12 protein-coding genes are annotated in these 14,801 nt (G+C 65.2%); 3 read left to right on the forward strand and 9 right to left on the reverse strand.

The features are described from left to right. Positions 1 to 14 precede the first annotated feature (14 nt). Positions 15 to 2,324, reverse strand: coding sequence for a xanthine dehydrogenase family protein molybdopterin-binding subunit (locus HAP40_RS26225; RefSeq protein WP_166815024.1), 2,310 nt, complete (start codon positions 2,322 to 2,324; stop codon positions 15 to 17). Positions 2,325 to 2,910: 586 nt separating this feature from the next. On the opposite strand from HAP40_RS26225, the gene HAP40_RS26230 reads away from it, so the two are divergent. Further along, positions 2,911 to 3,060, forward strand: coding sequence for a hypothetical protein (locus HAP40_RS26230; RefSeq protein ID WP_166815023.1), 150 nt, complete (start codon positions 2,911 to 2,913; stop codon positions 3,058 to 3,060). A gap of 186 nt (positions 3,061 to 3,246) precedes the next feature. Here HAP40_RS26230 and HAP40_RS26235 read toward each other — a convergent pair whose 3' ends face one another. From HAP40_RS26235 to HAP40_RS26260, 6 genes are all read right to left on the reverse strand, one after another. Further along, the gene (locus HAP40_RS26235; RefSeq protein WP_166819361.1) at positions 3,247 to 3,702 is read right to left on the reverse strand and encodes a DoxX family protein; all 456 of its coding nucleotides are present in this window, start codon (positions 3,700 to 3,702) and stop codon (positions 3,247 to 3,249) included. A gap of 151 nt (positions 3,703 to 3,853) precedes the next feature. Continuing rightward, on the reverse strand, positions 3,854 to 5,383 hold the full coding sequence (murJ, locus tag HAP40_RS26240; protein WP_166815022.1) for a murein biosynthesis integral membrane protein MurJ: 1,530 nt from the start codon (positions 5,381 to 5,383) through the stop codon (positions 3,854 to 3,856). Between the two features lie 265 nt (positions 5,384 to 5,648). After that, on the reverse strand, positions 5,649 to 6,836 hold the full coding sequence (locus HAP40_RS26245; protein ID WP_305793610.1) for a DegT/DnrJ/EryC1/StrS family aminotransferase: 1,188 nt from the start codon (positions 6,834 to 6,836) through the stop codon (positions 5,649 to 5,651). A gap of 10 nt (positions 6,837 to 6,846) precedes the next feature. After that, positions 6,847 to 7,851: a Gfo/Idh/MocA family protein gene (locus HAP40_RS26250; RefSeq protein WP_166815021.1), complete on the reverse strand. Its 1,005-nt coding sequence runs from the start codon at positions 7,849 to 7,851 to the stop codon at positions 6,847 to 6,849. 183 nt (positions 7,852 to 8,034) lie between these two features. Next, positions 8,035 to 9,447: a mannose-1-phosphate guanylyltransferase/mannose-6-phosphate isomerase gene (locus HAP40_RS26255; RefSeq protein ID WP_166815020.1), complete on the reverse strand. Its 1,413-nt coding sequence runs from the start codon at positions 9,445 to 9,447 to the stop codon at positions 8,035 to 8,037. Positions 9,448 to 9,454: 7 nt separating this feature from the next. Next, entirely contained in the window at positions 9,455 to 10,444 is a 990-nt protein-coding gene (locus tag HAP40_RS26260; protein WP_166815019.1) for an SDR family NAD(P)-dependent oxidoreductase, read from the reverse strand. Positions 10,445 to 10,657: 213 nt separating this feature from the next. Here HAP40_RS26260 and HAP40_RS26265 point away from each other — a divergent pair, with 213 nt between their 5' ends. Further along, the gene (locus HAP40_RS26265) at positions 10,658 to 11,617 is read left to right on the forward strand and encodes a lysylphosphatidylglycerol synthase transmembrane domain-containing protein (RefSeq protein WP_166815018.1); all 960 of its coding nucleotides are present in this window, start codon (positions 10,658 to 10,660) and stop codon (positions 11,615 to 11,617) included. Beyond that, complete coding sequence (locus HAP40_RS26270; protein WP_334270712.1) at positions 11,614 to 12,648, forward strand: glycosyltransferase family 4 protein; 1,035 nt, start codon at positions 11,614 to 11,616, stop codon at positions 12,646 to 12,648. The genes HAP40_RS26265 and HAP40_RS26270 overlap by 4 nt, the downstream gene beginning before the upstream one ends. On the opposite strand, the gene HAP40_RS26275 is transcribed toward HAP40_RS26270, so the two are convergent. Then, positions 12,636 to 13,583 carry an NAD-dependent epimerase/dehydratase family protein gene (locus HAP40_RS26275; RefSeq protein WP_166815016.1) on the reverse strand — a complete coding sequence of 316 codons (948 nt, stop codon included), beginning with the start codon at positions 13,581 to 13,583 and terminating at the stop codon, positions 12,636 to 12,638. The two genes, HAP40_RS26270 and HAP40_RS26275, sit on opposite strands and share 13 nt — an antisense overlap. After that, positions 13,580 to 14,800 carry a glycosyltransferase family 4 protein gene (locus HAP40_RS26280; RefSeq protein ID WP_166815015.1) on the reverse strand — a complete coding sequence of 407 codons (1,221 nt, stop codon included), beginning with the start codon at positions 14,798 to 14,800 and terminating at the stop codon, positions 13,580 to 13,582. The genes HAP40_RS26275 and HAP40_RS26280 overlap by 4 nt, the downstream gene beginning before the upstream one ends. Position 14,801: the final 1 nt, after the last annotated feature.

A 14,801-nucleotide genomic window follows, 5' to 3' on the forward strand; every position in this document is an offset into this window, starting at 1 on the left:
GCGTTGCTTGGGAATCACAGGCTGTGGCGCCGGTGGTGCTCGTTGATCGCGATCCACACCCGCTCCGGGGTTGCCGGCATGTCGATGTGGTCGATCTTGTATTCGCGCCAGAGGGCATCGACGATGGCGTTGACGATGGCCGGACAGGAGCCGATGGCGCCGGCCTCGCCCGCCCCCTTCACGCCGAGCGGATTGGTTTTGCAGGGAACGTTGTTGGTCTCGAACACGAAGGCCGGCCCGTCCGCCGCGCGCGGCAGCGCGTAGTCCATGAACGTCGCGGTGATGAGCTGGCCGTCGCCGGCGCCATAAACCACCTGCTCCATCAGCGCCTGACCGATGCCCTGCATGGCGCCGCCATGCACCTGGCCGGCCAGCAGCAGCGGATTGAGCGTCTTGCCGAAATCGTCGACGATCACGTAGTTGACGATCTTGATGATGCCGGTGGCCGGATCGATCTCGACCTCCGCCAGATGCGTGCCGTTCGGATAGGTGCCGTCGGCACTGGCGAAGGTCGCGCTGCCGTTCAGCTTCGACGGATCGGCGCCGGGCCGCTTGGCGAGGTCGGCGAAGGAGATCGAGCGGTCGGTGCCGGCGATCCGGATCACGCCGTCGGTGATCTCGAGGTCGCCCGCGCTCGCCTCCAGCGCCTGCGCCGCGAATTCCTTCAGCTTCTTGCCGAGATCGCCCGCAGCACGCTCCACGCAGACGCCGCCGGTGGGAATCGAGGCCGAGCCGCCGGTGCCGAGGCCCGTCGCGATCTCGTCGGTGTCGCCCTGGCGGATATGCACGCGCTCCGGCGGCAGGCCGAACTGCTCGGCGACGATCTGAGCATAGGCGGTCTGGTGGCCCTGCCCGCTCGATTGCGTGCCGATCAGCACGGTGACATCGCCACTGGGATCGAGCCGGACATTGGCCGTCTCCTCGCCCATCACGCCGCAGATTTCGACATAACTCGCAAGACCGATGCCGCGGATCAGGCCGTTCTTCTTGGCCGCCTTGGCGCGCTTTCCAAACTCCTTCCACTCCGCGATCTCCATCGCGCGCTTGAGATGCGCGGCGAAGTCGCCGGAATCATAGACCTTGCCCGTGGCGGTCTTGTACGGCAGCGCCTTCGGCGGGATGAAATTCTTGCGACGGATCGCATCCGGCGTCGTGTCGAGCTTTCGCGCGCAGGCATCGACGAGACGTTCGATGACGTAGGCCGCCTCCGGCCGCCCGGCGCCGCGATAGGCATCGACCGGCACGCTGTGCGTGAAGATGGTGCGCACCCGGCAGTGGAAGGCCTGGATGTCGTAGAGGCCCGGCAGCATGCCGGCGCCGCCATGCGGGATGTAGGGACCGAAGGTCGACAGATACGCGCCCATGTCGCCCATCAGGTCGCAGTCCATCGCGAGGAACTTGCCGTCCTCGGCGAGCGCCATCTTCGCGGTGGTGACGTTGTCGCGGCCCTGCGCATCGCCCATGAAATGCTCGGTGCGGTCTGCCGCCCACTTCACCGCCTTCTTCAGCTGCCGCGCCGCGACCGCCATCAGGGCGTATTCGCGATACGGAAACAGCTTCGTGCCGAAGCCGCCGCCGACATCGGGGCAGATCACGCGCATCTTGTCGGTGGGGATGTTGAGCACGTTCTGGCAGAGGATGTCGCGCAGGCGATGGCTGCCCTGGCTGCCGATCGTCAGCGTCAGATGGTCGCGCTTGGCATCGTATTCGCAGACCGCCGCGCGCGTCTCCATGAAGCTCGCGACCACGCGCGGATTGACGATGGAGATTTCGGCCACCGCATGCGCCTTGGCGAAGGCCGCCTCGGTTGCCGCCTTGTCGCCGATCGAGACGTCGAACAGCACGTTGCCGGCCTTGTCCGGCCAGACCTGCGGTGCGCCGTTCTTCACGGCATTGACGACGCCGGTCACCGCCGGCAGCGGGCTCCATTTGACGTCGATCGCCTCGATCGCGTCGCGGGCCTGGTCGATGGTGTCCGCGACCACGAAGGCGATGGAATCGCCGACATGGCGCACCTCGTCCTTGGCCAGGATCGGGTAAGGCGGGCCGGTGAAGGGATCGGTCTCGAGATTGAACAGACAGGGCAGATTGCCGAGATCCTTGACGTCGTCGGCGGTCAGGATCAGCGCCACGCCCGGCAGGCCGCGGGCCCGGCTGACATCGATGGTGTATTTGGCATGCGCATGCGGCGAGCGCAGCATCAAGCAGCGAAGCGCGGCCTGCGGCGCGTAATCGTCGGTATAGCGGCCCTTGCCGCGGATGAGCGCGTCATCCTCCTTGCGCAACACGCTTTGGCCAACGCCGAACTTGATGGGAGCCGCCATTTTCTTTTCCCGTCCTATGGTTGTTTTGCGGACCATATTGCCGTGGAAAAAGTGGCAAGGCAAACGGGATTAGCCATGCACATTGGCTACAGGCCGGGAAAAGCCCCGCTGGATCGGTCATGGCAATGCCGCAGATTGCGCCGGCCTGCGGGGATCTCCGGAGCCCTGTGTCCGTTCCATCAGGTCCCGTAGAATGCCACTCTCTCTGCTGCAGGGCAGCGCTATGACGACCCGGCGTTTATCCTTGTCGAGATGCCGATCTTCGCGAAGCTCAGATCCGAGCTCGTCGACAAAGAATGCAATCGCCTCGTCATGGTCTCGGACGACCGACCGCGGTGAGGCTTAGAGGTTGACGCATGCAAGGTCTGCCAGATCGTTTTCCGCCGACGAGCAATTGGTCGGCCACCAATTGATGCATTCGGCTCCGCGGCGCTTGCACCCAAACGCCGTGCTCATAGCGTATCCCCGGCGAGCTAACGCTCCGCCGAGTATTCCGACGTCTTTGCCACTTTTTGGAGACTTGTGGCGCGGACCTTGTTCGGCGACACTGATCGGATTTCAGATGTTTGTTTGAAAGGGTACCCTCATGCCCGAAACATTGGAAAGCCTGCTATGGTGTGCCGCGCTGGCGACGTGGTTGATGCTCTTCTTCGGAATCGCAATTGAGCGCGTGAAGCCTCTCTCAAAATTCCTCGGCCATTTGCTCGAGGTTGCGTTCAAGCTCAAGGCGAAGTGACGCGATGAGGCGTCAAGCCAGCGGCTTCGCAGCAGCCAAGCTGCGGAGCCGTGCGTCGGGCTGTTGACGCCAAAGCGAACGGACAAGGCGCGCCATCATGCGGCAGCTCTCGCTCGCAACGACGAGAAAGGGCGACGGCGTGTTGGGCTGCCACGCTGAGCGCAGCGGCCGAAACGGGCGACGCTGCTAGCCTATTAGTCTTCGATCGAGGGAGAACCGGCCGCCTCCGGTGGCGAGGATCAACAGCGCCCCGCCCATGATCGAGATGTTCTTCAAAAAATGGTTGTACTGCCCAATCTGCTGCGAACCGGCGGGATATTCCCAGTAACGATGTGCGATGGCAGTGGCCGACAATACAAAAAGAAAAGTCAAAATCGCGCAGTAGCGCGTTCCAATGCCGAGGATCAAGCCGACCGACAGCAGGACTTCCAGCGCGACGGTCAACATCGTGAACAGGTAGGGGACTGGCAGGTTGAGCGACCGAAAATAGCCCACCGAGCCACTGAAATTAAGAAGTGCTCCGTATGCGCTTCCAACGAAGACCCATGCAAGCAGGATGCGGCCGATCAGGATCAACAGGTCTGCATTGCTGGTGGCGAATTGGTCTACCCGAGATGTTTGCCAAGGAGCGCGGAATGGCATGGCCACTGCCTCTTCGCCTTGTTGTCCGTGGGACGACACCTGAATTTTGGATGATCGTATCACGATCGGCGAACGGCACGAAGGGCTGCGGCATGATGCGCGTAGAATGCTTGATCCCTCGCAGGTCCGACAAGGTCTCGAGCCGCCGCCCCTACCCGCGCACCAGCGAGACCAGCCAGGCCCGACCGAACAGCGTCAGGATCGCGAGCGCATAAATGATCGTGCCACCGAGGGCCAGCAGCGCCAGCGTCACTTCGTCCCGGAAGGCGTGCATGGAGGCAAGAGCGGCCGGGCTGAAGCGCGCGATCAGCCAGAAGGCGGCGGCCAGGACCAGTCCGGTCAACAGGAATTTGGCGAGCGACAACAGCCAGGCGCGGTCGAGCACGAGAAAGCCTCGGCGCACGGCGAAGAACAGCACCAGCAAGAGATTGGTCCAGACGCCGACGGCGGTTGCCAGCGCGAGGCCGATCTGGGCAAGCGATCCCATCAAGGCGACCTTCAGCGCGACGTTGACGGCGATGCCGGTCAGCGACGCCCGAACCGGCGTCGCCGTATCCTTCCGCGCATAGAAGGTCGCGACCGCGCTGCGGATCAGCACGAAGGGGATCAGGCCGATGGCATAGGCCGCGAGCGTGGCGCCGGCGGCGGCGGCATCGGCTTTCGAGAACGCGCCGCGGGCGAACAGCGCGCGCATGATCGCGTCGGGCACGGTGATGAATGCAGCGACGAAGGGCACCGAGAACAACAGCGTGAAATCGAACGCGCGGCGCTGCGCCCTCATCGCACCGTCGTGGTCGTTGGCCGTGATCCGCCGCGACATCTCCGGCAGCAGCACCGTGCCGATCGCAATCCCGATGACGCCAATCGGAAGCTGGTTGAGGCGGTCGGCGTAATAGAGCGCCGAGAGCGCGCCGGCGGGCAGGAAGGTCGCGATGATGGTGTCCGCGAACAGCGCGACCTGCGTGCCCATCGAGCCCAGCGTCGCGGGGCCGAGCGCCTTGAAGAAGCCGCGGACGTCTTCATCCAGCTTCAACGGCGCAAAGCGCGGCAGGCCGCCATGGCGGGCGAGATCGCCGGCGAGCAGGAAGTATTGCAGGAAGCCGGAGATGAGGACGCCCCAGGCTGCGGCGTGGCCCGCGGTCGGAAACCAGACGGCCACCGCCAACGTCATCATCATCGCGACGTTGAGGAAGATCGAGGCGGCGGCGGCGCTGGCAAAGCGCTGCATCACGTTGAGCATGCCGCCATAGAGCGTGACGAGCGTGATCAAGAGCAGATAGGGAAAGGTGATCCGGGTCAGCTCGATCGCGAGCTTGCGCTGCTCGGCATCCTCACTAAAGCCGGGCGCCAGAATGCTCATGGCCTGCGGCATGAACAGCCAGGCAACGATCAGCAGCACCACTTGCGAGGCCAGCAGCAGCGTGAAGATGCGGTCGGCGAACAGGCGTGCGGCCGCCCCGCCCTTCTCGCCGTGGACATGCGCATAGGCCGGCACCCAGGCCGCGTTGAAGGCCCCCTCGGCGAAGATCGCGCGGAAATGGTTGGGCAGCCGCAGCGCCACGAAAAAAGCGTCGGCCACCGGGCCGGCACCAAGGATTGCCGCGAGCATGATGTCGCGGGCAAACCCCGTCACCCGCGAGAGCAGCGTATATCCGCCAACCGTGAAGATGCGTCCGAGCATGCGTCTGTTTTAGAGACTTATAAGCCTAACGATAAGGCTTTGAAGTTTGACGTGATCAAAAAAGACGGGCGCTCGGCTTGCGATGCGCATTACTGTGCCCTCTCCCCTTGTGGGAGAGGGCAGCGCCGCAGGTCGATACAAATTCAATAGGGTGAGGGGTCTCTCCCGGCACTTTCCGCGCGGAGAGAGACCCCTCACCCGGCTTCGCTTCGCGAAGCCACCCTCTCCCACAAGGGGAGAGGGAAAGAGCAGCAAAATGCCGAAATCAGGCCGAAATCGCGCCGCGCACGGCGGCGATGATTCGCTCCTGGTCGGCTTCCGTCAGGTAGGCGTGCATTGGCAGGCTGATGACGTCCTGCGACAGGCTCTCGCAAGCAGGCAGGCCGCCTTCTGCGACCGGATACTGCCTGTAGGCGGTCTGCTGATGCATCGACTTGCCGTAATAGATCGCGGTCGGCACGCCCTGGGCCTTCAGCGCGGCGGCAAAGCCGTCGCGGTTGGTGCCCTCAGGCAGACGGATGGTGTACTGCGCCCAGACCGAGGTGTTGCCGGGGCTGAGACGCGGCACGGTGACCACATTTCCGAGCCCGCGCGCATAGCGCTCCGCGACCCTGTTACGGGCGGCGATCTCGTCGTCGAAGATCTTCAGCTTCTCGATCAGGACCGCGGCCTGCATGGTGTCGAGCCGGCCAGTGAGGCCAAGGCGGACATTGTCGTATTTGTCGACGCCCTGCCCGTGCACGCGGATGCTGCGCAAGGTGACCGCAAGCTCGTCGTCATCGGTGAAGATCGCGCCGCCGTCGCCGAAGCAGCCGAGCGGTTTTGCCGGGAAGAAGCTGGTCGCGGTGGCGAGCCCGAAGGTGCCGAGCTTGCGGCCCTTGTAGCTCGCGCCAAACCCCTGCGCGGCGTCGTCGAGCACGAACAGGCCCTCGGCCTGGGCAATCTCGGCGATGGCGTCGTGATCGGCGGGCTGGCCAAACAGATCGACCGGAATCACCGCAACCGGCTTCAGCCCCGCCTTGCGGGCGCTCGCGATGCCGCGCCTGAGCGACTCCGGGCTCATGTTGAAGGTCGTCTCGTCGACGTCGACATAAACCGGCGTCGCGCCGGTCCGCGCCACCGGCGAGGCGGTCGCGATGAAGGTGAAGGACGGACACAGCACGGCATCGCCGGGGCCGACGTTCTTCGCCATCATCACCATCAGGATCGCATCGGTCCCGCTGGCGCAGCCGATCACGTGCTTGGCGCCGGAATAGGCCGCGAGCTGCTTCTCCAGCTCGGCGACCTCGGGGCCGTTGACGAACTGGCAATGATCGAGCACGCGCTTGACCGCAGCATCGAGCGAGGCGCCGAGACGGCGGCGCTGCGAGGCGACGTCGATGAAGGGAATGGGTTCGGAACGCAGATGCTGGTTCATGGTCTGGTTCTTGGCGCCTTCTTGCGTGGTCGACATGAAAAGGGGATCAGCCGGCGATGCGGCGCGGGCCCTTGCGGGCAACCGACGTCGCCGCGGGCCGCGACGGCGTTTCCAGGCACCGGGTGGCGATCTCGAGGCTGGCGACGCCCTCGTCGCCGGTGACCGCCGGCGTCTCACCGTTGCGCACCGCCTTCAGGAACGCGAGCAGCTCGGCGCGGAGCGGCTCGTCATGGCCGACCGGCAGATGTCGCATCGAATAGCTGCCGTCGGGCTTGAAGCCGAAGCATTCGGTGACCTGGCGCGTCAGCAGATCGCCCATCACGTATTTGTCGCGCGTCGCGACTGTGACGCTGCGGGCCTTGAACGGCGTCAGCCAGTTGGTGTTGATGTGGGCGAGCACGCCGTTGGCGGTGCGGAACTGCAACAGCGCGATGTCCTCGCGCTCGGCGACCGCACTCGACAATTGCGGCTGCACCTCGACGATGTCGGATTCGGTGAACCAGCGGATCAGGTCGATGTCGTGCACGGCGAGGTCGATGACGACGCCGACATTGGACATGCGCGGCGGGAACGGGCCGACGCGCGTGATCGCGATGGAGAGAATGTCCTCGCCCGCGATCGCCTGCTTGACGGCGGCGACCGCCGGATTGAAGCGTTCGACATGGCCGATCATCAGCGTGACGCCGACCTTCTGCGCGGCGGCGACGATCTCGCGGCCCTCTTCGACCGTGGACGCGATCGGCTTCTCGACCAGCACATGGATTTTCCTGGCGATGCAGGCGAGCGCGATCTCGTGATGCAGATGGGTGGGCGCCGCGATAGTGACGGCATCGACGCCTTCGGCGAGGAGCTGGTCGAGCGTCTCGAAGCCCGGGCAGCCCGCAAGCTCGGTGGTGCGCGTCCGGTGCGCCGGCGAGGGATCGACAATGCCGACCAGGCTGACGCCGGGTAGGCCCGCGAGCACACGCGCATGGTTGCTGCCCATCACGCCCGCGCCAATGACGCCGACGCGCAGGCCGGCCTTTGCCGACGCAAATCCTTTGGAACTCATCTGATGGAACCCCGATTCAATCCAAATCCCCGGCGCCGCTTCTAGCACGGGCGCCACATTTGTGGCGAATGCCCCGCTATCGGTCCGGACACGATTTGATTCAAAAAGTTACACGTTCCCCGGGCCTTAAGCCGGAAAGATACCGCTCTTCCGGCCCGGGTCGCGTGATTCGGAGCTTGCTGGTTACGACCTTTGGTAGTCGTCTTCAATCCGGATGATGTCGTCTTCCCCGAGATAACTTCCAGTCTGGACCTCGATCAGCTCCAGCATGATTTTCCCGGGATTCTCCATCCGGTGGACGGCGCCCATCGGGATGTAGATCGACTCGTTCTCGTGCACCGCCTTGACGGTGTCGTTGACGGTCACCTGGGCCGTACCTCGCACCACGATCCAGTGCTCGGCCCGATGGTGATGCTTTTGCAGCGACAGCCGGCCGCCCGGCTTCACCACGATGCGCTTGACCTGGTGGCGCTCGCCATTGTCGACGGACTGATAGCTGCCCCAGGGGCGGTGCACCTTGAGATGCTCCTCGGTGACCTTCGGCGCGACCGCCTTCAGCTTGGTCACGAGACGCTTCAGCCCGTTGGCATCCTTCTGGCGCGAGACCAGCACCGCATCCGCGGTCGCGACCACGACGAGATCGTCGACGCCTTCGAGCGCGACCAGCGCGGAATCGGTGGTGACGTTGCAGTTGCGGGAATCCTCGAACACCGCGGTGCCGTGTGCCGCGTTGCCTTGCGCGTCCTTCTCCGACAACTCCCACACTGCGAGCCAGGAGCCGACGTCGGACCAGCCGCACGACACCGGCACCACGGCGGCACGCGAGGTCTTCTCCATCACGGCATAGTCGATCGAGATCGCCTTCGCCGCGCCGAAGGCCTGCGGCTCGAGCGTGACGAAGCCGAGATCGCGGCCGGCATTGTTGACCGCATTGGCGATCGCCTCCACGCTGGCCGCATCGACCCTGCGGTATTCGTCGAGCAGGACCGCGGCCGGAAACATGAAGTTGCCGCTGTTCCAGAGATAGCCCGAATTGACGTAGTCGGACGCCTTCACCGCGTCCGGCTTCTCGACGAAGCGCGCGACCGCGTGCACCTCGCCGGTGATCGCCTCGCCCGGGTTGATATAGCCATATTCGGTCGCCGGCCGCTCCGGCTTGACGCCGAAGGTGACGATGCGTCCGGCATTCGCGGCCGCGAGGCCCTCGCGGCATGCGGCGACGAAGGCGGCATTGTCCCGCACCACGTGGTCGGCGGCGAGCGCGAGCACGATCGCCTCATTGGCGCGGTTTTGCGCGAACACCGCGCCGGCGGCAATCGCAGGCCCGGAATCGCGCCGCATCGGCTCGAGGATCACGTCGGCCTCGATGCCGATCTCGGCGAGCTGCTCCAGCACCATGAAGCGATAGGACGCGTTGGTGATAACGATCGGCCGGTCGAACAGCTGCGGATCGGAGACGCGCAGCAGCGTGTCCTGGAAAGTCGAGCGGGTGCCGAACAGCGGCAGGAATTGCTTGGGGCGCACCTCGCGGGAGGCCGGCCACAGGCGCGTGCCGGCACCGCCGCACATGATCAGTGGGATTATGCGTTTGTCCATCGTCATCTCAAACCTTGAAGTAGTCCCGATACCAGGTGACAAATTTATGGACCCCGTGCTCGATCGGCGTTGACGGCGCAAAGCCGGTATCGCGCATCAGGTCCTCGACATCCGCGAACGTTTCCAACACGTCTCCCGGCTGCATCGGCAGCAATTCTTTGATCGCCGTCCGGCCCAGCTCCCGTTCCAGAAGACCGACGACATGCATCAGTTCCTCCGGACGGTGATTGCCGACATTGTAGATCTTTGACGGCGCATTTGCGGCAGCCGGATCGTCCGCGGGCACACGATCGATCAGCCGGGATACTACATGGGTCACGTCATCAACATAAGTGAAGTCGCGACGCATCCTTCCATGGTTAAAGAGCCGGATTGGCCTCCCTGCCAAAATGGCATCTACAAAGAGAAACATGGCCATATCAGGCCGTCCCCACGGCCCGTAAATGGTAAAGAAGCGCAGGCCCGTGACCGGCAGCTGGTAGAGATGGCTGTAGGACTGCGCCATCAATTCGTTCGCCTTCTTGGTCGCGGCGTAGAGGCTCACCGGGTGATCGGTGCGGTCCGCAACCGCAAATGGCAGTTTTGTGTTGGCGCCGTAAACGGACGATGACGAGGCGTAGACGAGGTGACGACAGCCATTGTTGCGGCAGCCCTCGAGCACGTTGAGAAAGCCCCGGAGATTGGAATCGGCATAGGCGTGCGGCTGCTCGATCGAATAGCGCACGCCGGCCTGGGCCGCGAAATGCACGACCTCTGCAAAACGATGTTGCGCAAACAGCGCCGCGATCGTCCCGCGATCGGCGAGATCGGCCTCGACGAAGGAGAAGCGGCGTTCGTTCCGCAGCAGCGCAAGGCGCGCCCGCTTCAGCGCCGGATCGTAATAGGTGTTGAGATTGTCGAGCCCGACGACGGTCCGGCCTTCGCCCAGGAGCTGCCGGGCGACGTGGAAGCCGATGAAGCCGGCAGCGCCCGTGACCAAAATCGCCTGATCCGTCATCCTGTTCCCAAGGGATACTGAGCCCGCAGCGCCTGTTTAGCCGCGGCCCGGAGGGGGTCGCAATAGCCCGCCTCGCCTTTCATGACGGCCGGCATAAATGCCTTCATAACCGCTATTGCAAGATCGGCGCCAAAACCATACCAAAGCGGCCGAATTCGGCGCCTCGCGTCGGGTTGCCTCCCAATCTTCGCAAACCCTGTTGATGCGGGCGAGATGCGCCGAATCCTGCTTTCTGCGGCCAAGATCCTGATTTCCGCGGCGCTGCTCTATCTGGCGCTGCGCAAGGTGGACCTGTCCGAACTGTTTTCGCGCTTCACGGTGACCAGCCTGGTCTGGATCGGCGTGGCGATCGCGGTCACGTTCCTGCAGATCTTCGTCGGCGTGCTGCGCTGGCGGGAGATTAGCGCCGAATGCGGCGCGCCGCTCGAGCTCGCCCGCGCCATGCGCTACAACGTGATCGGCGCCTTCTTCAACCAGACGCTGCCGTCCGCGATCGGCGGCGATGCGGTCCGGCTGTGGCTGGTCGCGCGCGCCGGCGCCGGCTGGCGCGCCGCCACCTATTCGATCTTCGTCGATCGCGCCATCGGCCTGATCGCGCTCGCGATCCTCATCGTCGCCAGCCTGCCGTGGAGCTACACGCTCATCACCGATCCGCACGGGCGTTCGGCGCTGCTGCTCATCGATCTCTTGGCGCTCGCCGGCGGCCTCGGCTTCCTGATCTTCGGCGCCCTGAAATGGCGCTGGCTGAAAACCTGGTGGGCAACGCATCACATTCATGCGTGCGCGGTGATCGCCAATCGCGTGATCTTCAGCCCCACCCGCGGGCCGATCATCGCGGTCCTGTCGATCCTGGTCCACGTGCTGGCCGTCGTCATCGCCTGGTGCGTCGTGCAGGCGATTGCGGCCCCGGTCGGCTTCAGCGACGTCTTCCTGCTCGTCCCGCCCGTGATGCTGATCACCTTGATGCCGATCTCGATCGCCGGCTGGGGCGTGCGTGAAGCCACGATGAGCCTTGCATTCGGTTTCGCCGGGCTCGCCGCCAACGAGGGCGTCAACGTCTCGCTGCTGTTCGGCGCCGTGTTCTTCATCGTCGGCGCGATCGGCGGGCTCGTATGGATCCTCAGCGCGGAGAAAGCCGCGCAAGGATCGGCCCCGATCGGGGTGCCGGAGTGACGACGCTGGTCGCAGGTCCGGACCTTGCGGCCGGACTGGTGCTGTTTCTGCTTGCGCCGGCCGTGCTGGCCGCATTGATCTCCGCCTGCATCACCCGGCTGAGCATGCCGCTGCTGCAGCGTTATGCGCTGGCGCGGCCGAATGCGCGGTCCTCGCATCGCATCCCGACGCCGCAGGGCGCCGGGATCGCCGTCGTCGCAGCGACGCTGCTGGTCGCTGCGCCCTGGGCTGCCTGGACCCATGGCGCGATTCCCCTGGCCCTGATCGGCTCCGCCATGCTGATCGCGCTGGTCGGGCTTGTCGACGACATCAGGCCTCTGCCGGTCAGCGTACGGCTGTTGCTGCAGGCCGCGGCCGTGACCACCATCGTCCATGCGGCACCGGAGACGCTGCGGATCGTGCCCGCGCTGCCGCTTGCCCTGGAACGCGTCCTCATCGTCATCGCCGGCGTCTGGTTCGTGAACCTCGTCAATTTCATGGACGGGCTCGACCTGATGACGGTGTCCGAAGTGGTGCCGACGACCGCCGCGCTCGGGCTGCTCGGATGGTTCGGCGACCTCTCCCCGTCCGCCAGCCTGCTCGCGGCCGCCCTGTGCGGCGCCATGCTCGGCTTTGCGCCGTTCAACAAGCCGGTCGCACGCGTGTTCCTCGGCGATGTCGGCAGCCTGCCGATCGGCCTTCTGCTCGGCTGGTGCCTGCTCGATCTCGCCTGGCACGGGCAAGCCGCCGCGGCGCTGCTGCTCCCGGGCTATTACCTCGCGGATGCCACCATCACGCTGTTTCGCCGTATCCTGCGCCGCGAACAGTTCTGGTCGGCGCATCGCTCGCATTTCTATCAGCGTGCGACCGACAACGGCTTCACGGTCGCGCAGGTGATCGGCGAAGTATTCGTGCTCAATCTCGTGCTGGCATTGCTTGCCGTCGTCACCGTTCGCGCCGGTTCGACGGCGGCCGCGATCGCCTGTCTGCTCGCGGGCGCGATCGCGATCGCATTCGTGCTGCGGCGCTTCTCGCGCCCTCAAGTGTCCTGAGACGACAGCGCGAGGTGCAAACCCTCGTCGAGCGAGACCAGCGGCTGCCAGCCGGTCGCGAGCGCCTTCGAGATGTTGAGCTCGAGCGAGCCGATCAGGCTGTCTCGCGTGTTCTGGCGGCCGATCATCTTGAGAACCGCACCGAGCAGGGCCGGCGGCACGGCGAACAGGCGCGGGTGCTTGCCGGACGCCTTCGCCAAATGCGCGATGAATTCGGCGGTCGAGACCTGTTCCCTGTCGGCCACCAGGAATATCTCGAAATTGCTCACCGGGTCGGGACGGCCAAGCCGGTGCAGGATGAACGACGACAGGTTCTGCACGGCGAGAAAAGCGCGGTGATTGCGGATCGCCCCGAAGGGCAACGGCAGCCCGAGGTCCACTGCGCGCGTCAGCAGCGCGAAATTGCCCTTGGCGCCCGCACCGTAGATTAGCGGCGGCCTGATCACCGAAATATTCATGTCGTTGTCACGCGCCAGCGTCTTCAGGCCGGCCTCGGCCTCGGCCTTCGACAAGCCGTAGAGACCGCGCGGCGTCAGGACGTCGTCTTCGCTGAACGGCGCGCGCCGGTCATTGCTGCGTCCATGCACGAGGACGGTGCTGACGAAGATGAACTGGCGCACGCCGGCCGCCACCGCACAGCGTGCCAGATGCAGCGTGCCTGCGATGTTGACGTCGCGGTAGATCTGATCCGCATTCTTCTCGCGCGTGTGATGCACACGCGCGGCAAGATGGACGACGGCGTCGGCGCCCTCGAGCGCAGCTTGCCAGCCCGTCTCCGGGCCGATCGATCCGACCACGACCTCGTCGTCGATCCCTTTCGGGCTGCGGACTGCACGGCGAACCGACCAGCCCGCGCGTGCCAGGGCCGGCGTGAGATGGCGGCCGACGAAGCCGCTCGCTCCCGTCACCAGGACGACTGGTTTCTTCTCGCTCATCGTTGCTCCGCAAGGTCAGGGTTGCGCAACAATTCCTCGATCAGGCCGGCATAGGCGTCCATTGCGACGGTCCGGTCGAAGCGCGATGCCGCCTTCACCGCCCGCTCCGCCATGGCGCCGTCATCGGAACGGGACGCCGCGCGGATCGCGTCGGTGAGCCGATCGGCGCGGCCCGGCGTCACGACCCAGCCGAGCCCGTTCTCGACCACGGTCAACGCGGCCTCGGCCTCCGGCTCGGACACCAGCACCACGGGACGGCCGACCGCCAGCAGATTATAGAACCGGCTCGGCACCGACACCCCCGCAACGTCCTTCCGGTACGGAATGATCCAGAGATTGGCGGACGCCAGAAACGCCTCGAGCTCGGAATCGGCGACGCGCGTCACGAAGGAGACATTGGGCAGGTTCGCCTCGGCCTGCAACTGCTTCAGCCGCTCGAAGCCGATGCCCCAGCCGGACAGCAGGAAGTGAATGTCCGTATCGTCCTTCAAGAGGCGCGCGGCCTCGAACACGATCTCGGGATCGTGGGTGAAGCCGAGATTGCCTGATAGCCCGACGATGAAGCGCGCGGCGAGACCTTTGCGGAACGGATTGTCCTGCGACAAAGGACGCGGCCCGGGCACGAGCGTCGCCCAGTTCGGGATGAAGCGGATCTTGTTGCGCCTCATGCCGGAATAGCTCAGCAGCGGACGCTCGGCATCGCGGCCGATGGTGATGACGACATTGAGCGCACGGAACATGAGGCTATTGAGCACGCGCATCGTCCGCGTCACGAGCGAGCCGGGCTTCAGGAGCCCCGCCATCACCAGCACGTCGGGGAAGAGGTCGTGCATGATCAGCGCCGACCGCGCCCCCTTCAGCCTTGCCGCCGCCGCGACCGCGTAAGGCAGCATGAAAGGCGCGGTGACGGTGAGCACGACGTCGCCCCGCTTCAGCTCGCGGATCAGCGCCAGGAACGTGCGGCCTGCAAACAGCAGTTCGGACACGCCGCGCCGCACCAGCGCCGCCTTGCCCGCCATGCGGTTCTTGACCATGACGACGCGCGGCTTGCCCGGGCCGGCCTGCGAGGCCGGTAACGCGCCCGGCGAGCCCGACAGCACGACGACCTCGTGGTCTTCGGCGAGACGACCGGCGATCTCCGCCATGATCGACGCCGTCGTGCTCGCGTCGGGCGGGTAATGCTGGCTCGCGACGACGATCTTGCCTTGAGGTTGCATG

The sequence above is a fragment of the Bradyrhizobium sp. 1(2017) genome, from assembly GCF_011602485.2.
GTDB lineage: Bacteria > Pseudomonadota > Alphaproteobacteria > Rhizobiales > Xanthobacteraceae > Bradyrhizobium.

Excerpts from the sequence above, each read along its gene's own strand:
- HAP40_RS26250 (WP_166815021.1), bottom strand. The coding sequence starts at position 7,851 with ATGAGTTCCAAAGGATTTGCGTCGGCAAAGGCCGGCCTGCGCGTCGGC.
- HAP40_RS26230 (WP_166815023.1), top strand. The coding sequence starts at position 2,911 with ATGCCCGAAACATTGGAAAGCCTGCTATGGTGTGCCGCGCTGGCGACG.
- HAP40_RS26275 (WP_166815016.1), bottom strand. The coding sequence starts at position 13,583 with ATGAGCGAGAAGAAACCAGTCGTCCTGGTGACGGGAGCGAGCGGCTTC.
- HAP40_RS26260 (WP_166815019.1), bottom strand. The coding sequence starts at position 10,444 with ATGACGGATCAGGCGATTTTGGTCACGGGCGCTGCCGGCTTCATCGGC.
- HAP40_RS26255 (WP_166815020.1), bottom strand. The coding sequence starts at position 9,447 with ATGGACAAACGCATAATCCCACTGATCATGTGCGGCGGTGCCGGCACG.
- murJ (WP_166815022.1), bottom strand. The coding sequence starts at position 5,383 with ATGCTCGGACGCATCTTCACGGTTGGCGGATATACGCTGCTCTCGCGG.
- HAP40_RS26265 (WP_166815018.1), top strand. The coding sequence starts at position 10,658 with ATGCGCCGAATCCTGCTTTCTGCGGCCAAGATCCTGATTTCCGCGGCG.
- HAP40_RS26225 (WP_166815024.1), bottom strand. The coding sequence starts at position 2,324 with ATGGCGGCTCCCATCAAGTTCGGCGTTGGCCAAAGCGTGTTGCGCAAG.
- HAP40_RS26280 (WP_166815015.1), bottom strand. The coding sequence starts at position 14,800 with ATGCAACCTCAAGGCAAGATCGTCGTCGCGAGCCAGCATTACCCGCCC.
- HAP40_RS26235 (WP_166819361.1), bottom strand. The coding sequence starts at position 3,702 with ATGCCATTCCGCGCTCCTTGGCAAACATCTCGGGTAGACCAATTCGCC.
- HAP40_RS26245 (WP_305793610.1), bottom strand. The coding sequence starts at position 6,836 with ATGTCGACCACGCAAGAAGGCGCCAAGAACCAGACCATGAACCAGCAT.